Origin of the sequence: Arthrobacter sp. GAS37, from assembly GCF_044908325.1 — a bacterium.
Lineage (GTDB): Bacteria > Actinomycetota > Actinomycetes > Actinomycetales > Micrococcaceae > Arthrobacter > Arthrobacter ramosus.
This window is the reverse complement of the sequence record NZ_JBIYDB010000025.1, coordinates 36,858-55,098: the sequence shown is the minus strand read 5'-3', so window position 1 is coordinate 55,098 and position 18,241 is coordinate 36,858. Positions and strand designations below refer to the sequence as shown.

Sequence of the window (18,241 nt, the reverse complement as noted above, 5' to 3'; positions counted from 1 at the left end):
TTCCATTTGGAAGGGAGTCTGTCGCAATTTTTCCGCATCAGCGGCGGCGACTCGAACTACTTTACACACCCACAAGACCCCACGCAAATCACCCCTCAGGCGACCAAGAACCGCGGTAATCCGGGACAAAACAGCCGGTTGCGCGCAAAATGAAGCCACCGGCGTCGTAATTCGACACTGTGTGCTGCACCACTTAATCGCAAAGCCGAAGACCCTCCGCATCAAAACCCGGAAACGGGCGCCTTAAACGCAAGAAGGGCCGGCAACCAAACGGTTGCCGGCCCTCCTAGTGCTTCTGGATTACCAGGAAGACTTGGTGATGCCCGGGAGCTCACCACGGTGAGCCATGTCGCGGAAGCGAACACGGGAGATACCGAACTTCTGGAAGGTACCGCGCGGGCGGCCGTCGATGATGTCGCGGTTACGCAGACGGATCGGGGAGGCGTTGCGGGGCAGCTTCTGCAGGCCGAGGCGAGCTTCTTCGCGTGCTTCGTCAGTCGCGTTGATGTCAACCAGGGTCTTCTTCAGTTCGAGACGCTTGGCAGCGTAACGCTCAACGATGACCTTGCGCTGCTCGTTGCGAGCAATCTTGGACTTCTTAGCCATGTTTAGCGCTCCTCTCGGAATTCGACGTGCTGGCGGATCTTGGGGTCGTACTTCTTCAGGACCAGACGGTCCGGGTCGTTACGACGGTTCTTGCGGGTTACGTAGGTGTAACCGGTTCCCGCAGTCGACTTCAGCTTGATGATCGGACGTACGTCCTTGTCTTTTGCCACTAGAGCTTCACCCCACGAGCCAGAACTTCGGCGACGACTGCGTCGATGCCGCGAACGTCGATGGTCTTGATGCCCTTGGCCGACAGGGTCAGCGTGACATTACGGCGCAGGGACGGAACCCAGTAGCGCTTCTTCTGGATGTTGGGGTCGAACCGACGCTTGTTGCGACGGTGCGAGTGCGAAATGCTGTGTCCAAAGCCCGGCTCGGCTCCGGTCACCTGGCAGTTTGCTGCCATGACGACTCTCCTAAAAAATAAAATGAAACGGCCAGCAGAGTTCCTGCTTCCCGTGCAATAGGCGACGTCCGCAACCAGTCCACACCGTTTTCGGTAGCTCCCGCAGGCTGGATCCCTCGACTGAAACCAGCCAATGATCACTGCTGCGGCGAAGGTAGTGGGTCCGGACAACAGGCCGGAATACTGGGCGAATACTGGAATGCACGCAACTTGAGCCCCTAACTACCGGCCCGCGGATATCCCGTTGTTACCAACAGTCACCGCCAACCGGAGCAATTGCACACGCTCCGCGCCACCTAGCGCCTAATAAGTCTAGGGGTTGGGGGAAATTAAGACCAATCGGGTGTATAAGAACCAACTCGCCCAACTCATAAGAGGGGGCTAGGCCCTTCACAGGAGAACGAAAGGTTGAGAGTTCAATCTTGAGTCATGAAGTCACAACTCCTCGCCTCCCCAGGCCAACGTGTGGGTACGTCCCCGGGTCAGCCTCCAGTGCCCGCGCGGCGCAATCCCACCAGGGGAAGGTTCGCTGCACAGCACCGCCGACGCATGTTCCGGACGGACATGCTCACGGTTGCGCTGTGGGCTTCCCTCGCAGCGGCGCTGGCTTTGTGGCTCGCCGACGGCGGGATGTCGTCCGTCGGGAACCTCACCCAGGCGGTCACCGCCGTCGGGATCCTGGCCGGGCTTGCCGGCATGGATCTGGTCTTCCTGATGCTTCTCCTCGCGGCACGCCTGCCGTTCGTGGACGGAGCGGTCGGGCATGACAGGGCGTTGGAGTTCCACCGGAAGCTAGGCAAACCGGCGCTCTACCTGTTGCTGGCACACGGACTTCTCCTGGCAACCGGCTACGGCATGGCCGAAGGACTGAACCCCGTGAGCGAGGCCGTCGCGCTCTGGACCTTGGTACCCGATATGTGGCTGGCGTTCGTATCCATGGCTCTGTTCATTGCCGTGGTGGTCACCTCGCTTGTGGCTGTTCGGCGCCGCTTTCCCTACGAATTCTGGTACTTCGTCCACCTGCTCACGTATTTGGCCGTAGCAGTAGCCCTTCCGCACCAGTTCAGTGTGGGCGGCTTGTTCGCCGAAGGCACTTGGCAGCGCTGGTACTGGTTGTTGCTCTACATCGGAACAGGCTCGGCGCTGGCTTGGTTCCGTATTGCCCGGCCGGTGATAGCAACCTACCGCCATCAGCTGACCGTGCGGCGGGTGGTGCCCCTTGCGCCCGGCGTCTTCAGCATCGAAATGAGCGGCCTGCGATTGAACGAATTGTCGGGAAACGGCGGCCGGTTCTTCGTGTGGCGCTTCGTCGCTCCCGGCATGTGGTGGCAGGCACATCCGTTCAGCCTGTCCGCGGAACCACAGGTGGGGAAATCATCGCGGCAGCCCACCTTGCGGATCACCGTCCGGAATCTGGGGGCCGGATCGGCCCGCCTCGCCTCCCTCAAACCGGGAACGAAAGTAGCCATCGAAGGTCCGTACGGGGTCTTCAGCACAGCAGCCCGAAGCCGGGAACACGTCGTGATGATCGGGGCTGGAATCGGGATCACCCCCCTCCGGGCGCTCCTGGAATCGACGCCGTTCGCGCCCGGCCAGGCGACCGTGCTGTTGCGCGGCAGCAGCACGGAAGAGCTGTTCCTAGGCGACGAGATCCTGGAATTGTGCCGGAAGCGGGGCGCCACGCTCTTCCATCTGACCGGCCCACGCTCCGCGAATACTCAAAGCGCCTGGCTGCCCGCTTCTGCCGGCACCTCGCGGCTGCGGGACTTCGTACCGGACATCACCGACGCGGATGTCTACATTTGCGGCCCGTCAGCTTGGGCCCGCCAAGTGCTGGCTGAGGCAAAAGCGTCCGGCGTGCGGGAGGAACAACTCCACTACGAAAGGTTTGACTGGTGAGACTCAGGGCAGGAATTTCAGCAGCGCTAGCCTCGGCGGCCATCCTCCTGGTCGGTTGGCAGGCGGGCGCGCAGGTGACGGAATCGAACGCATCGGCGGTCACGACCTCCGCAGCCGGAAACACAGCCGGAACCGCCGGCGGGACGGCCTCAGGTACGGGCTCGACGGCGAATGGAACCACCGGGAGCAGCGCTTCCGGATCGTCCTCGGGAACCGGAGCCGGCTCGAGTTCCAGCACGGGCTCCAGTTCCAGTTCCACCCTGGGAGCTTCGGCCAAGGCGGGCGGCACCTACGCAGGAACCGCAGTGGAGACCCGCTTCGGAACAGTGCAGGTCCAGGTGACCATCAAGGCCGGAGTGATCACGGATGTCACAGCCCTGCATCTGACTGACCAAGAGCAACGATCCGTCCAGATCAGCGCCAGGGCAGCACCCCTTCTACGATCCGAGGTGCTGAGCGCCCAGTCGGCGAACGTGCAGACCATCGGCGGGGCCACCTTTACCAGCGAGGCCTATTTGACATCGCTCCAGGCGGCTCTCGATGCAGCCCATTTCTAAGCCCAACGGGCCCGGACAGGGCAGTGCGGAGCCCCGCCTTCGTTCCCGGACGTTCACCAGCATGGGCACTGTGGTGAGCCTCGCCATCCCAGCTGCTCCAGGGACCGCTCCCCAAGCTGCGGTGGAAGAACTCGAGGCGGCCACCGCCGTCGTCGAGCAGTTGTTCAACAGGCTGGACCGGACGTTTAGTCTCTACCGTCCCGACTCGGAGGCGATCGCGATGGCGCGGGGCGAGCTGACCCTGATGAATGCCTCGGCGGACATGCGCCGGCTGTATGTCGAGGCGGCAGAATGGCGCACCCTCACGGAAGGTGCGTTCACGGCGGAGCGGCCCGACGGTGTCGTGGACTTGGCGGGGATCGTCAAGGCACATGCCATACGGGAAGCCGGAACGTCACTGCTCGCGCTGGGCTTGAAGGATTGGTGCCTCAATGCGGGCGGGGACGTCCTCGTGGACGGTTCGCCGACGCCGGGCGGTACGCGGCCGTGGCTGGCGGGGATCGTTGATCCGAAGGACCGGACGACGCTCCTGACCGCGTTTCCGCTGGTCGGGCACAGCTTTGGCAACAGGGGAAAGCACGCGCTGGCGACCTCCGGGACCGGCGAACGCGGCCACCACATTTGGTCTGCGGGCCTCCCAGCCGCCCGGGATGAAGGGTTCCGCCAGGTTTCGGTGGCAGCGGCCGACATCATCACGGCTGATGTCCTGGCCACCGCCATCATGGCCGGCGGCGCCCGGACCCTCGAGCTGGCGACCTCCCACTGGGATGTGGACGTACTCGCTGTGAAGAACGACGGCGGACTGCTCGCCACGCAGGGCTTCCGGAACCTCGCTCCTCGGAACAGTTAGGGCCGGGTGAGCTGGGGGTACTTCGGGCTGACGTTGTCACCTGAAGACTTGCCCGTAACGCGGCGGACGACCCACGGGGCGGCGTGTTCACGGGCCCAACGCGCGTTGGCCCACAAAGCTTCCACCCGCGCAAGCTGCGGTTGTGTGACGGGCGGCGGGACCTCAAGGGAACCTTCGTGCTCCAGGACGGCCAGGACCCGGTTGGCCATGTTGATATGACCAGCAGTGGACATGTGCATCCGGTCCTGCGCCCACATGTGCCAGTCGTGGTATTCGCTGAAGCGCCAATAGTCCACCAGCAGCGCACCGTGGTTTTCGGCGATTTCCCGCAGCAATTCGTTGTAGATCGCGGTGCGTCCGCGCATGGTCCCGAAAACCTTGGAGCTGCGGGCGTCGAAACCCGTAAAGAGAAGCAACGTGGCTCCGGTGGCACTTAGTTTCTCAATGCCGGCTTCGTATTCCGCCATGAGCCTGTCGATATCGACTTTGGGGCGGAAGATGTCATTCGCTCCCGCGTACAGGGTTACCAGCGTCGGTTGAAGCGCGACGGCGGCATCGACCTGCTCTGCCATGACTTGACGGAGCTTCTTGCCGCGGATGGCCAGATTGGCGTAACCGAAGTTGTCGTTGCTTTGAGCCAGTTGATGGGCAACGAGATCCGCCCATCCCCTCACTCCGTTGGGGCGCGAGGGGTCGGCGTCGCCAAGTCCTTCGGTGAACGAGTCACCCAATGCCACATACCGGGCAGAAAAATCCATGGCGTCAGTCTTTCATCAGTGCGGGGCGGCCGTCACGCGCGGCGCCGACTACGCAGCGGCACGGCTGTCGCCGCGGCCGTGCTCGTAGCCGGCCGCGGCTTAGCGTTCGCGCAGGATCCAGTGATCGTCGTCCAACCGGGCCACGATCTTCTCGCCGATCCGCGCGAGGTCCGCAACGTCGTCGTCGGTCATGGCGTCCAACATCAAGGCTCGAACGGCATCCACATGCCCCGGGGCGAGGGACACGATGGTGTCCATGCCGGCCTCCGTCAGGTGCGCCACAGTGACACGGGCATCGCCCGGATGGGCCTCGCGCTCCACCCAGCCGCGTCTCTGCAGCTTGGTGACGACGTGCGACAGCCTCGACAAGGAAGCGCTGGTGCGGGCGGCAAGCTCACTCATCGGCAGGAACCGCCCCTCCGCTTCGGACAACATGGCGAGCACGTTGTAGTCGAACAGCGACAATTTGCCGGCCGCTTGCAGTTGGGTGTCCAGAGCTGCTGGCAGCAGTGTGTTGATACTGAGGAGGGCCAGCCAGGCACGGCGTTCGTCGGCGTTGAGCCAGCGCGGTTCGGTCATGGGTTCATCTTAGAAGGAAATCAATGCTTGACACTTCAACTTAAGGTCATTATTATTTTAGTTGAAGCTTCAAGTAAATGAATGTGAATCAAACATGAGCACTCAAGCAAAGGAAACAACAATGACTGACATCACCATCATCGGCACCGGCAACATGGCGTCCGGCATTGCGGCCCGCGCGGCCGTGGCAGGCAAGAGCATCCAGGTCCTCAGCCGCGACGCAGGCTCCGCAGCTGCGCTTGCGGCGACGGTCAACGGAACCTCAGGCATCACGGGATCCCCGGTGGAAGGCAGCGTCGTGGTGCTGGCCACTCCGTTCGAAGCCTCCAAAACAGTCCTTTCTTCCTATGGCTCAGCGCTCAACGCCAAGACGATCGTGGACATCTCCAACCCCGTGAACTTCGAGACCTTCGATTCCCTCACCGTCCCCGCCGGATCCTCGGCAGCCGAAGAACTCCAGGCCCTGGTCCCGGGCGCGTCGGTGGTCAAGGCGTTCAACACCGTCTTCGCTGCCACGCTCGGTGACGGCGAAGTGGACGGCCAGACCCTCGACGTGCTGGTGGCGGGCGACGATGCCGAGGCGACTGCCGCCGTCGTCGACTTCGTCAAAGGCGCCGGGCTGCGCCCGGTGAACGTCGGGCCGCTGCGCCGCTCGCGTGAGCTCGAAGCCTTCCAACTGCTCGTCATGACGCTGCAGATCAGCGAAGCCCACCCCGACTACAACTGGAACTCCGCAGTCAAGCTCCTGCCGTAACGCTTGCGGTTTCGGAGGGCGGCCCGTTTGGCCGCCCTCCGCGTTGTAGGCTGGGCGGCATGTTCGTCGTTTCGCTGACATACAAAGTTCCCGACGAGATCGTCGATTTCCACCGCCCTGCACACATGGATTGGGTCAAAGAAGCGTTCGACGCCGGCACTTTCGTTGCGTCCGGACGTCGCGTTCCAGCCATCGGGGGCGTGCTGTTGTCCAACGTCGATCGTGCAACACTGGACGCTTCCCTGGCCACGGATCCGTTCTACGTCAACGGAGTGGCCGACTTCGAGATCATCGAATTCACGGTCACCACGGCATCCACGGGTTTCGAAAACCTGCTGGACTAGCCTCATTGCGGGTCCTGGGCGTCACGCAGAGCACATTTTTGGCGCCTAGCCTCGGCGAGAACCCCGGAAATTCGGCTGCTTCGATGCCTGTCCATCCCAAAAAGTTGTCAGGCGTGACGCTGCCTCAGGTTCTCAAAGCCGGGCCGGTTCGGCGGACGTTCCGAGACGCTCCGGCAAGACCACCGGCATAAGGGCCGGCCAGCGTGCGCTCAAGTGATCGCCGCTCGAAACTCCCCTGAAACGACGCGAAAGCCAAGGTGCCACATCGCGCCTGAGCCACGCGGCGTCGTCGGCCATGATCTCGGCGCGGCTCCGCGGTTGCAGGGCTCCAAGCACCGGTGAGCCCAGCGAGTGCGCGGCGCCCAACACCTCCAAGACCTTCTTCGCCATGTATTCGTGTCCGATGCCGGACATGTGCAGCCGGTCCGGAGCCCACATCCGGCGGTCCTGGTACTTTTCGAAGCACCAATGGTCCACCAGAAGTGTTCCGTAGGCTGCGGAAATGCGGCGGATGTGCTTGTTGAAAACGGCCGTGCGCAGCTTGAGCGGCTCCAACACCGCCGAGAGCGGCACGTTGTACTCAGTGAACAGCAGGACTTGGGCACCAGTTTGCACGATCCGGGCAACGGCGTCCTCGAATCCACGGACCAGTGTGCGCATGTCCAGTCGTGCGCCGAGGAGATCGTTGCCTCCGGCGTGGAAACTGACCAGAGTGGGAGCCATCGCGAGCGCCGGCTCAAGTTGTCCAACCACGATCTGCCTGAGCCGACGGCCGCGGAGGGCCAGATTGGCGTACTGCGTCCGCGGCCGATGCCTGGCCCGTTCCTCGGCCACACGGTCGGCCCAGCCGCGGCAATCGTTGGGAAGGCGAAGGTCGGTGTCGCCGACGCCTTCGGTGAAGGAATCTCCGACCGCGACGAATCGCAGCGGTGTATGCATGCCCATGGTCATGTCCCCCCGTTTTTTTGAGCTTGTCCTTGTGCCTTGCTTCCAGTACCGGCGGCGCCCGACCCGGCGGCTTGGCGTTCCGCGACTTTTCGCAGCCCGGCCTTCCGCGGCACCTTCACGAGCTCCGGCCATCGGGGGCCAAGGCTGTCCCCGAGCGTGACGCCGCGAAGCTTCCGGCCGAACAAAGGCAGGACCCAGTCGTTCACCCAGCGGCGCTGGCGACGTTCCCAGTCGCGCAGCCTGAGCCGCTGCGGCGGTTCCCAGTCCTTGGGCGAGAACTTGTGCGGTACGCCGAGGTGATCCAGGACCTGCGACGCCATGTATTTGTGTCCGGCTTTGGACATATGGAGGCGGTCCGAGGCCCACATCCGGCGGTCGTGGTAGGCGTCTAGACACCAATAGTCCACGAGCACGGCCCCGTATTTGGCGGCCAGTTCGCGGACGCGTTCGTTGTAAAGGGCGTTCCGCTTCTTGAAGGGTTCCAGCACGGCCGAGACCTTGACGTCATACCCCGTGAACAAGACCAACGTGGCTCCCGTCGCTGCGAGGCGGGCCACGAGCCTTTCGTACTCGGCCATGAGGAGGTCCATGTCCGTGCCGAAATCCAGGATGTCGTTTCCGCCGGCGTAGAGGGTGATGAGCGTGGGTTCCATGGCCAGGGCCCGGTCCAATTGTTCCTCGACGATATGGCGGAGCCGTTTGCTCCGCACGGCAAGATTGGCATACTCCCAGCCAGGTTCGGCCTTGGCCAGTTTCTCGGCGACGCGGTCGGCCCAGCCCCGGACGCCGTTCGGTAGGGCCTCGTTCCGGTCCCCCACGCCCTCGGTGAAGGAATCGCCCAAGGCAACAAACCGCCGTCGTCCGTTCTGGTCAGCATGAAGCACGTTCCCAGCCACCACGCCAGCCTAGCCCCACCCGGTTGCCCGCCGGCAAAGCCCAGGTTAATTCGACGCCCGCTCACTTATGGGGCATTTTGGCCAAACGCCCGCTCACATATGGTGCCTTTCGGCCAAACGCCCGCTCAGATGATCTGAACGGGCGTTCCGACTTTTAGCGAGCTTCGGTGCTGCAGGGACTTCAACGCACGGGATTTTTGGACACCGAGGACGCCGTTTGCAAAGATGACAGAGCCGGTTGATTCACCGAACCGCGCCAGGGCCGCGAAAGCGGCGAAGATCGAGAGGATGAGCATGCGCACTGCACACGTTGGCGCTGCCATGGTCGGCGAGGTGGCCGTGTTGGCCTACTTTGCATCCCCCTCTGCGTCGGCCATCCCGCTCGGCGGCCAGGGGAACTAACCCCACCGCCCCGCACGAGAAGCACACGAAGGGTTCCTTTGCTGTGCCCCTGATCGCCGGACGCCAGCGTCCTTCCTCTTCGGAGCCCAAACGATCTGAAAGAACTTCGCCGTGCAGAAAATCACCGCTCAACAAATCCGTTCCTCATTCATCAATGCGAGCCGCTCGGAGGCCGTCAAACTCAACCTCCCGAAGGACTTCCATTCCCTCGACTGGGACAACCTCGAATTCCTAGGCTGGCGCGACGAAAAGATGCCGATGCGAGGCTACCTCGTCCTCCCGAACGATGGTTCGCTCACTGGCATCCTGCTGCGTGCGCCCGAGGGAGGCTCCGGCAAGAAGCGCTCGGTCCTTTGCGAGCTGTGCCGCGACGTGTTTTCCAAGGACGATGTCTATCTTTGGGTTGCCAAGCGCGCGGGCCAATCGGGTCGCGACGGCAACACCGTGGGGACGTTGATCTGCGCAGAATTCGGCTGCTGCGCCAACGTCCGCAAGGAGCCCCCGGCGAATGAGATCAATCCGGACCCGGCCGCCGTCGTCGTTCGCCAAATCGCCGGACTGCAATCCCGGACCGCCCAGTTCCTGGGGCGGGTCCAAGGAAAGTAGCCGCCCGCGGCGGCAAACGCTCGCTCACTTTTAGTGAGCGGGCGTCCGCCGAAAGTGCCACATAAGTGAGCTAGCGTCGGGGCTAGCGGAGCACGATGTCCACGGGGTTGGCTTCGGAACGCCATTCGCCAGGCACGCCCGGGGCGCCGATGACTGGAGCCGTGAGCACGCCGGAGCGGTTGGTCCGTTTGTCGCGCAGGATTTCCGTGACCGAACCAAGGTGCCTGGAGAGGTCGATGACGTTTTCGGGCGCGGCCAGCAACAACTGGAAGCCAAACTCGTGCAGGGCCTTGATGCCTGCACCGGCGAACTCCTCCGAGGCCAGGACGAACGCCTCGTCCATCATCACCGTTCCGTAGGTCGTGAACCCCTGCTCGGCGATACCCAACTGGTAGCTCAGGGCCGCTGCCATGATGAACGCGGTGAATCGCTGCCGCTCGCCACCGGACATCGAGCCGGTGTCAGCGTGCATGTACACCTCGGTCTTCTTGCCACCCCTCGGGCCTTGGACGGAGCGGTGCTCCTTGCACAGGATGAACAGATGTCCGCGGACATCCAGCACCTCGGCTCGCCACCGCCGGTCCTCGGGGGTCTGCGAACCGAGCCGCTTGACCAGGGTTTCGAGCGACTTGTAGCGGTTGGTGAGTTCGACGTCGTCGTCCGGCTCGGGCGAGGCCCCGGCACCCGAAGCTGCGCCAGCCGCGCGGGAAGGCCTCGAGTGACGCGTCTTCAACGCGTTGTGGATCGCGTCCTTGAACTGCTTCGCGGTGGCGGGCAGCGTCTGCTTGATGTCGAGTTCCAGGAAACTGCCCTCATGGAAATTGACCTCGGACAGGATGCCGTTGAGAGGCAGGATGCGGCTCGTGATGGCTCTGCGTTCCTCGTCGAGCAGGTGGAGCAGCGTGCTGAACGATTCGTGCGTGCGCTGGTTGAAGAACTGCCGGAATTCGGCTTCCTGGGCGGGCAACCCTTCGCTGACGATTTGGTGATAGCGGGACTCGAACTCCCCCGCGGCGCCGATGGAGGTGCCGTGGTCCGCGGAAATGGCGGTACCCCATTCGCGCACGAACCCTTCGAACAAGCGCGTCAGCCGCTCGGCCAGCGCCTGCCCGCGCGACTCGGTGGCGTGCAATTCCGCGAGGAGCGTGCTCCGGACTTCGGCAGCCAGGGTGTCGAGTTCGTGGAGCTCGCTCACCTCGCCGGATGCGCTGAAGTACGGTTCGAGGGCAGTGACAGTAGCGCCCGACGGCGGCGCCTGGTCAAGGCGGTTGCGCGCAGCATCCAGGAGGGCGTCAGCCGTGGTCATCTGGTGGTCGAGCGTCTTGTACTCGCTCTGTAACACCGCCGCCGACCCTGTGGAGGACTGGTGCTTTTCCCGCACGGCCTCGATGTTTGCGCGCAAAGGTTCCAAGTCGGCCTGCGCTGCCAAGGCATCCTTGAGCCGCTGTTCGATCTTCGCGAGCTCCTCGGCCGCCACCGCTGCAGAGACCTGTTCCCAGCCACGTTCGTCGTTGGCGATGCGGCGCAATGCTTCGAGCTGGCGCGTCATGCCTTGGTGCGAATCCTCGCGGCTTTGGGCGAGTTCGGCGGCCTTCAGAAGCTCGTTTTCGAGCTCGCCCACCTTCGCGGCCACGAGCTCCAGCTTGGAAGCATTGTCGAAACCGAGAACGTAGTCCTGCCGGCTCGTGAAGCGGTCGTCCTTCTCGACCGTGTGCCTGTTGCGCTTGACCACTCCGCCCAGGCTCAGGCCCTTGTCCAGCTGGGCGAGCTCGTCGAGGTCTTCCACGCACGGGTAGGCGAAATCGACGGCGATCCGCTCGCGGATCCACTCAGCTGCGTCGGCGTTCACCCCCAGCGTGAGGATGTTCAGCTTCGTCAGCAGGTCGCCGTCAGACACGTCCTCCACAGCCAAAGCCCCGCCCGCAAGCGGTTTGGAGACATCCACTGCCCGCAGCGCGCCGCGCACCGTGTTGTCGTTCAGGTAGCGCGTGACGGCGGCAAAGTGCTCGCCCGGAACCAACAGCGTCGTGGCGAGATTCCGCAGGGCACGCTCGGCCGCGGGCCGCCACTGTTCCTCCCCCTCGGCGAGGTCAATCAGCTCCCCTCCAAAGGGCATGCGGTCCTCGGGTACGCCCGTGGCTGCGGCGATCGCGGCGCGGTTTTCAATGCTCGACGGCGGCAGGAGCGACTTGCGCGTCTTCAGCGAGACCAGCTCCTGCTGGGCTGCGGCGAGCTCACGTTTCTTGGTGGCGTGGCCGTCGAACGCTTCGAACCGGAGTTCCCTCAGCGCTTCAGAATCGTCCTTGAGTGCGGCGGAGCGGCTCGCGGCCTGCTCGTGGGCCTGCTCCCAACCCTCAGCCGTCCACTCAAGGTCGAGTCCGGCGTCGGCCAATGCTTGGCGGGCCGCTTCCTCGACCTGCAGGCGGAGCTTGAGACCGACCCGGGCATTTTCGAGCGACTGCTCGATCGCCGAAATCGCATTGCCGCCCTGGTTGTTGTAATCAGATTCGAGCTGGCGAAGCTCCTTGGCGAGCCCATCCCGCACGCCTCGCTCAGCGCTGAGTTCCTTGGCTTTCGCCTGGGCAAGGTCCTTGAAACGGGCCAAGGTCTTGGCATGGACCGTAACCGAGAGCTGCTGCTTGTAGGCGTCGAATTCCTCGCCGCTAAGCTCCCGGAGCCGGTTGGCCTCCAGCAGCGACTGGGCATACTCCTTGTTCATCTCCGGAACGGGAGCGAGCTGATCGCGCTGCTGGCGGACGTCCTCCAGCCGCTGCCTGATGGACATGAGGTTGCTGAATTCCTCGACGACGTCGTCGGCGGCAATGAGCGTCGCGGGCGCGTCGAGCACCTGGTCGCGGAAGAACGTGTTGACGCTGCCGCCGAGTCCCTTACCGGCCTGGATAACACGCAAAAGCGGGAGTGCCTGGTCCGAGTTGATGCCGAGAAGCCGACGAAAACGCTCCGCAAAGGCCTTGTGGACATCGAAGATCTGGGCGTCCGGGAAGATGGTCTCCAGCGCGCCCTTGGTGAAGCGCTTCTCCGCGATGCCCTCGATCGCTCCGAGATCCAAGGGCTTGTTGTCAATCACGTAGAACCGGCCGACGCTGGACTCCGTGCCGTTCTTAGGCAGGTCAAAAAGGGCCGAGATAGTGATCTTGGTGCCGGCCGCGTTGTCGAACGTCAGCGCGACGGCGGACCATGTGGCACCGGGGCGCTGGAAGGCACTCGCCGACCCCTCGCCCACGGCCTTGTCGCCCACTTTTCCACGCATGTACGTGAACGTGGTCCTCTTGTCCTCCACAGCCCCGCCAGCCCGCTGTGCCGCAGCCTCGTTGGAGCGCGGACGGGCATCGAAGACGCGGAGCATGGCATCGAACAACGTCGACTTGCCGACACCCGAATTGCCTGTAAGCAGCGTGCCGTTGCGGTCCACGTGCATCGTGTGGGCGCCATGGAACGTGCCCCAATTGACCACCTGGACCAAGGCAAGGCGCATCTGGCCCGGGTTCGTGAGTTCGCCGATCGGAAGCATGGTTGCGATGGTCACTTGGCTGCCTCCATTGTTTCGCTCTCGGTTGAGTCAGCTGTGGTTGCCTTTGCCTCCGCGGTGGATGCCGGCCCCGCCCCTTCGCCGCGCGGCTGATCTTCGATCAGCTCAGCGCGCGGCTCCGACAGGCCCGATGCCACTCCCGGGCCGGCATCCACCGCTGCGGCGTGTTCGTCACCATTTGTGTCGTCCACATCGGAGTCAGCGTCGTCGTTGGAGTTGGGGTCGTCGTCCGTGTCTGTTAGTTCGATGAGGGGTTCCGTGCCTGATTCGTCGGCTGCTACTGCGATCAGTGCTTCGATTTGGGCTGGGATGTCGCCGATGTTTTCGAAGGGGAGGGCTAGGGGGAGCGCTCTGGAGATCGCGAAGGTGTCTTCGATGCCCGTGGCCAGGAGGAGCTGGCGGGCAAGGAGCTTCGTGACTGTGCGGTTCACGACGTCGGTGTCGCGGAGGGCGTCTTGTTGGCCGGATGGCTGGTAGTGCGCCACGAGTTCGGCGATTTCTTCGCGAGTGATCACCGGGTCGGTCTGGGCCGTGACGTGGCGGTCGAGGAGGAGCCTCAAGCGCAGAAGCACGATGGTTTCCACCCGGCTCAACGCACGTTGCTGGCGAAGGATGCTCGAGCGGGCGCTGCCTCCAACGGCTTCTGGATCAACGGGTCGGAGCACCGCGATCTTGCGTTCGTGGTCCAGTTGCAGGTTCAGGAAAAGCTCCGAAAGCCGGCTGCGGAGAATCACTTGGTTGTCCAGAAGGGTGGTCCAGAGCTTTTCGTCGCGGCCGCCGTCGACATATGGGCCCTTGAGCAGCCGCACGAGGGCCTGACGGACCTTCATGGGCAGGACGCCGGTGTCGCCCGGGAACAGCGCCGCGCCGTCGACGAACGTGTCGCGGGGCGTGACTCGGAACGGATCCTGATGGACATGTCCATCCTCCGCCGCCGATTCCGCCGTCGATTCCGCCGTCCAGGAATGCGCACGCCCATCCTGCGAAGCCTCGGACTGGACATGCTGCGTTATGTCCACTCCTTGCTCCGAAGAGGGGGCATGCTCGGTGGGGTGGGCGTCAGTCATCGGAATCCTTAGTCAGCGTCACGAGCGGCAGGTACGCGGTGCGTGTGCTGCCATCGATTTGTTCGAAGTCGATGTTTTCCCAGGCGGCCCGGTCGAACGCCGCGCCACCGTGCAGCGCTTCGGACAGGAAGGCCCGGACAGTGTTGATGTGCCGTTCTTCCTCCGGGAGGTTCGCCCAGGCCCCCGCCAGCGTGGAGGCGCCCGCCATTGCCGAGCGGACGACGTCGGGCCTTGCCTTCGCGGAGCGCAGCGAACGCACGCGGTCCGAATCGCTGAAGGCGATAGGGTCGGCGAGCTTTGGAGGAGCCGCGAACTCATCCGGATCGAAGAGCTTGACCATGGCGAGTGATTCGAATCCCGCATTGAACAACACCGGGCCGCGGACCAGGCCGGGACGGTCGCGTTCGTAGGGCATGGAGCGGATAGCCTGTTCGGCTTCGCGCAGGACCTGCCGGAGCCGGACGGACTGGCGGATGTCGTCGCTCTGGATGTAGTTGTTGAGACTTTCGGACAGCCGGCCGTAGATGCGCTGGATCTGGCTGTGCTGGGTACGCAATTCCGCCACGAGGTTCTTCAGGGTTTCCCGGTCCTCATGGCTGAGGTCGTCCGCGAATTGGCGGCTCAGCACATCACCGATCGCCGAACGGAAACGCAACTGTTGCTGCGGGTCCTCAAGGAACGCCGTGAAGGAACGGAACGTGCGGCCTTCTGGGCTCTGGCGCAGGCGTTTGTCCGCCTCCAGGACCTGCGCCATGGTGGCGCCCTTGCTGAGGGATTCCTCGATGATCTGGTTGCGGAGCTCGCCTACCAGTTCTTCGATGCGGTCGCGCATCTTCTTGTAGTCGGCAGGCAGGCTCGCCGCAAGGTCCAGGATATTCCCGGCTGCTTCCACGGCTTCCTCGTCGTCCAAGAGACCGTCGAAGTCGCCCGAGCTGATGTCCTCGATCAACTGCTGGCGCTCCTGGATCTCCTCTTCAAGGGATTCCAAACGGGCGCTTTGATCCGGGTTCGTCTCGTTGGCGAGCTTTTCGACATCGCCCAGCAACGTTCCGAGCCGGGAACCGTTGAGGGTGGAGCGTTCGCTGGAAAGGCTGTCCAGGAAAGCCAGGACGCGCGCGGCGGCCTCAGTGATTTCGTAGACGATCTGGCCGGACTGGCTGCGTCGGGTCAGGAACTGCTTACGGGTCCATTCGTCGGCAAATGCCTTGCCGCTCCCCTGGCCGCCCAGCCCGGGATCCTGCCTGCGGAGCTGCTCAAGGAAAGCGTCGACGTCGGCATGGAACTCTTCGAGCGGAAGCTGCGGCCTTGTCCGGGTGAAGGATGCCTGGAGCACCGCGATAACCCAGGGAGCCGAGCGCGTGAGGGCCCACGCGGGGCCTTTGGTCAGGAGTTCGAGGTCTCTGAGCCGTGCACTAATGGCGTCGGCTGAGGACATTGCTGAGCGGGACACTTACTCTCCTTCAGCTGTCGCGGAACGTTCTGGCAGCGGAAATCCCGAAAACTGCCCCGTACAAGGTTAACGCAGGGTGCGCCGCAACCCTTCCGTGATCTACCTGCCGGTATGGTTTCGATCGCGTATCAACAGGGGCGACGCCGGTGTTGTTGCTGGCTGAACCATTGATGCCGCCCCTAGTGTCGACACCAACGACGTCGACACACCGACGTCGGCTTTGGCAGCGTTGCGGAGGGGACCCAATGCAGTTCGACTTGACGACCTTAGACAGCAGCACTTATGTCTTCGCGGGAACACTAATCCTTGGCCTGGTTCTGGCAGCCTTCATCGCGGTGGCGGCCATGGCCGCCCTTGCGTTGCTCGGAGCCGGGAGCCTTGCCTGGTACACCGTGAAGAACGTGCTGGGCGGGCTGGTCCACGGCATCAATTTTGCGTGGGACCAGCTGGTCCACCAGGCCGGAAAAGTGGAGCTGCCGGTGGAATTCCCATCGCAAACCGCCCCTAGCACAGGTACCTACCCGCGGGTAGCATTGAGGGACAGCTGAAGGGTCCCCCACCCGAGGCGGATCCTGGGCTCGAACCGGCACAACCGGCAAGAGGAGTCCTCCCATGACCTCCGCCACTGATAACAAGAGCAGCGGCGTCACGGCCGCAGAAGCCCGCGCCGTCGCCGAGGCCGCCCGCGACACCGAATGGAACCGTCCGAGTTTCGCCAAGGGACTGTATTTGGGAGACTTCGATCTGGGGCTGATCCATCCCTGGCCCCAGGCGAAAGCCGAAGACGTCGAGCGCGGCGAAGAGTTCATGGCGAAGCTGACGGAGTTCTGCGGCACCATGTCCGGCCGAGCCATCGAACGCAATGCCAAGATCCCGGACGAATACCTCGCAGGCCTCACCGAATTAGGCGTTTTCGGTATGAAGATTCCGCGCGAGTACGGCGGTTTGGGCCTGTCGCTGGTCTATTACGGCAGGGCGTTGGCACTATTGGGGTCAGTCCACCCGAGCCTTGGCGCGCTGCTTTCGGCCCACCAGTCCATCGGCGTCCCCGAGCCGGTCAAAGTCTTCGGCACCCCCGAACAAAAGCAGGAGTACTTGCCGCGTTGCGCGGCCGGCGCCATCACGGCCTTCCTGCTGACAGAGCCCGACGTCGGCAGCGACCCCGCCCGGATGGGCTGCACCGCAGTGCCAAGCGACGACGGCGAGTCTTACCTTTTGGACGGCGTCAAACTTTGGACCACCAACGGCGTGATCGCCGAACTGGTAGTGGTCATGGCGGTTGTTCCTGCCCGCACCGCCCCCGACGGCAGGGCACTCAAGGGCGGAATCACGGCGTTCGTCGTGGAAATGGACTCCCCCGGCATCACCGTGGAGAACCGCAACGCCTTCATGGGTCTGCGCGGCATCGAGAACGGCGTGACGCGGTTCCACCAAGTCCGCGTACCGGCAGCCAACCGGCTGGGCCGCGAAGGCCAGGGACTCAAGATCGCGCTCACCACGCTCAACACGGGCCGGCTTTCCATCCCCGGGCTGTGCGTGGCGGCGGGCAAGTGGTCATTGAAGATCGCCCGCGAATGGTCCAACGCCCGCACCCAATGGGGCCGGCCGGTCGGAAAACATGAGGCTGTCGGCAAGAAGATCGCCTTCATCGCCGCCACCACTTTTGCCCTTGAAGCTGTTTTTGAACTGTCTGCCGAGATGGCCGATGCCGGCCAGAAAGATGTGCGGATCGAGGCTGCGCTGGCCAAGCTTTGGTCCACTGAACTCAGCTACACGGTGGCTGATGAGTTGGTGCAGATCCGAGGTGGCCGTGGCTTTGAGACGGCGGATTCCTTGGAGGCCCGCGGGGAGCGCGCAGTGGCCGCCGAGCAGTTGCTGAGGGACATGCGCATCAACCGGATCTTCGAAGGCTCGTCCGAGATCATGCGCCTGCTCATCGCCCGGGAAGCCGTCGATGCCCACCTTTCTGCCGCGGGCGAGCTCGCCTCCGCGGACGCAACCCTGCAGCAGAAGGCGCGTGCCGCCGTCGGCGCCTCAGGTTTCTACGCCAAATGGCTCCCTAAGCTTGTGGCCGGCGCCGGCATGGACCCCCGGTCCTACGGTGAGTTCGGGCGCCTCGCGAAGCAACTGAGGTATGTGGAGCGGGCTTCACGCCGGCTCGCCCGGCAGACGTTCTACGGGATGGGCCGCTGGCAGGCAAGGCTTGAATACAAACAAGCGTTCCTCGGCAGGATCGTGGATATCGGGGCCGAGTTGTTTGCCATGGCAGCGTGCTGCTCGCGGGCCGAGATGCTGCTTCAGACCGCACCGGAGCAAGGCGGTGCGGCGTACGAACTCGCCGAGGCCTACTGCGAGCAGGCCAGGATTCGCGTGGACGGATACTTCGATCAGTTGTGGCGGAACACCGACGACGTCGATCATGAGTTGTCATCGAACGTCCTCGCGGGGGACTACGCCTGGCTTGAGGCCGGAATCCTTGACCAATCCGAAGGAACGGGTCCGTGGATCGCCGACGCCACCCCGGGCGCGTCGTCAAAGGAGAACCTGCACCGGAAGTACCGCTGAGGCC

18 protein-coding genes and 1 pseudogene are annotated in these 18,241 nt (G+C 63.7%); 8 read left to right on the top strand and 11 right to left on the bottom strand.

Annotation, left to right across the window (positions count from 1 at the left end):
- Positions 1 to 300: 300 nt before the first annotated feature.
- The 3 genes from rpsN to rpmB are packed head-to-tail and all read right to left on the bottom strand — an operon-like array spanning position 301 to position 1,012.
- Complete coding sequence (rpsN, locus tag ABH924_RS17705) at positions 301 to 606, bottom strand: 30S ribosomal protein S14 (RefSeq protein WP_234754509.1); 306 nt, start codon at positions 604 to 606, stop codon at positions 301 to 303.
- A gap of 2 nt (positions 607 to 608) precedes the next feature.
- Positions 609 to 776: a 50S ribosomal protein L33 gene (gene rpmG / locus ABH924_RS17700; RefSeq protein WP_003798558.1), complete on the bottom strand. Its 168-nt coding sequence runs from the start codon at positions 774 to 776 to the stop codon at positions 609 to 611.
- A complete protein-coding gene (gene rpmB, locus ABH924_RS17695; protein ID WP_078107326.1) occupies positions 776 to 1,012 on the bottom strand; it encodes a 50S ribosomal protein L28 in 237 nt (78 codons plus the stop codon). The genes rpmG and rpmB overlap by 1 nt, the downstream gene beginning before the upstream one ends.
- Positions 1,013 to 1,441: 429 nt before the next feature.
- On the opposite strand from rpmB, the gene ABH924_RS17690 reads away from it, so the two are divergent.
- The 3 genes from ABH924_RS17690 to ABH924_RS17680 are packed head-to-tail and all read left to right on the top strand — an operon-like array spanning position 1,442 to position 4,318.
- Complete coding sequence (locus ABH924_RS17690) at positions 1,442 to 2,911, top strand: ferric reductase-like transmembrane domain-containing protein (protein ID WP_404500877.1); 1,470 nt, start codon at positions 1,442 to 1,444, stop codon at positions 2,909 to 2,911.
- Complete coding sequence (locus ABH924_RS17685; RefSeq protein WP_404500875.1) at positions 2,908 to 3,468, top strand: FMN-binding protein; 561 nt, start codon at positions 2,908 to 2,910, stop codon at positions 3,466 to 3,468. Before ABH924_RS17690 ends, ABH924_RS17685 begins: the two co-directional genes overlap by 4 nt.
- The gene (locus ABH924_RS17680) at positions 3,452 to 4,318 is read left to right on the top strand and encodes an FAD:protein FMN transferase (RefSeq protein WP_404500873.1); all 867 of its coding nucleotides are present in this window, start codon (positions 3,452 to 3,454) and stop codon (positions 4,316 to 4,318) included. Before ABH924_RS17685 ends, ABH924_RS17680 begins: the two co-directional genes overlap by 17 nt.
- On the opposite strand, the gene ABH924_RS17675 is transcribed toward ABH924_RS17680, so the two are convergent.
- The gene (locus ABH924_RS17675; RefSeq protein WP_404500871.1) at positions 4,315 to 5,076 is read right to left on the bottom strand and encodes an SGNH/GDSL hydrolase family protein; all 762 of its coding nucleotides are present in this window, start codon (positions 5,074 to 5,076) and stop codon (positions 4,315 to 4,317) included. The two genes, ABH924_RS17680 and ABH924_RS17675, sit on opposite strands and share 4 nt — an antisense overlap.
- 99 nt (positions 5,077 to 5,175) lie before the next feature.
- Complete coding sequence (locus ABH924_RS17670; protein ID WP_234754501.1) at positions 5,176 to 5,655, bottom strand: MarR family winged helix-turn-helix transcriptional regulator; 480 nt, start codon at positions 5,653 to 5,655, stop codon at positions 5,176 to 5,178.
- Positions 5,656 to 5,776: 121 nt separating this feature from the next.
- On the opposite strand from ABH924_RS17670, the gene ABH924_RS17665 reads away from it, so the two are divergent.
- Together ABH924_RS17665 and ABH924_RS17660 are read left to right on the top strand one after the other, a co-directional pair.
- Positions 5,777 to 6,409, top strand: coding sequence for an NADPH-dependent F420 reductase (locus ABH924_RS17665; protein WP_404500869.1), 633 nt, complete (start codon positions 5,777 to 5,779; stop codon positions 6,407 to 6,409).
- 59 nt (positions 6,410 to 6,468) lie between these two features.
- The gene (locus tag ABH924_RS17660; RefSeq protein WP_234754497.1) at positions 6,469 to 6,753 is read left to right on the top strand and encodes a YciI family protein; all 285 of its coding nucleotides are present in this window, start codon (positions 6,469 to 6,471) and stop codon (positions 6,751 to 6,753) included.
- A 132-nt stretch (positions 6,754 to 6,885) separates the two neighbouring features.
- Here ABH924_RS17660 and ABH924_RS17655 read toward each other — a convergent pair whose 3' ends face one another.
- The 3 genes from ABH924_RS17655 to ABH924_RS17645 all read right to left on the bottom strand — a co-directional run bounded on the left by ABH924_RS17655 (position 6,886) and on the right by ABH924_RS17645 (position 8,893).
- The gene (locus ABH924_RS17655) at positions 6,886 to 7,698 is read right to left on the bottom strand and encodes an SGNH/GDSL hydrolase family protein (RefSeq protein ID WP_404500867.1); all 813 of its coding nucleotides are present in this window, start codon (positions 7,696 to 7,698) and stop codon (positions 6,886 to 6,888) included.
- Between the two features lie 2 nt (positions 7,699 to 7,700).
- Positions 7,701 to 8,597, bottom strand: coding sequence for an SGNH/GDSL hydrolase family protein (locus tag ABH924_RS17650; protein WP_404500865.1), 897 nt, complete (start codon positions 8,595 to 8,597; stop codon positions 7,701 to 7,703).
- A 125-nt stretch (positions 8,598 to 8,722) separates the two neighbouring features.
- Entirely contained in the window at positions 8,723 to 8,893 is a 171-nt protein-coding gene (locus tag ABH924_RS17645; RefSeq protein ID WP_404500863.1) for a hypothetical protein, read from the bottom strand.
- 217 nt (positions 8,894 to 9,110) lie between these two features.
- Here ABH924_RS17645 and ABH924_RS17640 point away from each other — a divergent pair, with 217 nt between their 5' ends.
- Positions 9,111 to 9,605 carry an FBP domain-containing protein gene (locus ABH924_RS17640; protein WP_404500861.1) on the top strand — a complete coding sequence of 165 codons (495 nt, stop codon included), beginning with the start codon at positions 9,111 to 9,113 and terminating at the stop codon, positions 9,603 to 9,605.
- Between the two features lie 82 nt (positions 9,606 to 9,687).
- Here the strand turns inward: ABH924_RS17640 and ABH924_RS17635 are convergent, their stop codons facing one another.
- From ABH924_RS17635 to ABH924_RS17625, 3 genes and pseudogenes are all read right to left on the bottom strand, one after another.
- Positions 9,688 to 13,152 carry an ATP-binding protein gene (locus ABH924_RS17635; RefSeq protein ID WP_404500859.1) on the bottom strand — a complete coding sequence of 1,155 codons (3,465 nt, stop codon included), beginning with the start codon at positions 13,150 to 13,152 and terminating at the stop codon, positions 9,688 to 9,690.
- 170 nt (positions 13,153 to 13,322) lie between these two features.
- A pseudogene (locus tag ABH924_RS17630) lies at positions 13,323 to 14,168 on the bottom strand (DUF4194 domain-containing protein); the annotation flags it as partial.
- A gap of 46 nt (positions 14,169 to 14,214) precedes the next feature.
- Entirely contained in the window at positions 14,215 to 15,672 is a 1,458-nt protein-coding gene (locus tag ABH924_RS17625) for a DUF3375 family protein (protein ID WP_404500857.1), read from the bottom strand.
- Between the two features lie 245 nt (positions 15,673 to 15,917).
- Here ABH924_RS17625 and ABH924_RS17620 point away from each other — a divergent pair, with 245 nt between their 5' ends.
- Both ABH924_RS17620 and ABH924_RS17615 read left to right on the top strand, forming a co-directional pair.
- Positions 15,918 to 16,220: a hypothetical protein gene (locus ABH924_RS17620; protein WP_234754482.1), complete on the top strand. Its 303-nt coding sequence runs from the start codon at positions 15,918 to 15,920 to the stop codon at positions 16,218 to 16,220.
- 64 nt (positions 16,221 to 16,284) lie between these two features.
- On the top strand, positions 16,285 to 18,237 hold the full coding sequence (locus tag ABH924_RS17615; protein WP_404500855.1) for an acyl-CoA dehydrogenase family protein: 1,953 nt from the start codon (positions 16,285 to 16,287) through the stop codon (positions 18,235 to 18,237).
- The last annotated feature ends 4 nt before the right edge of the window (positions 18,238 to 18,241 follow it).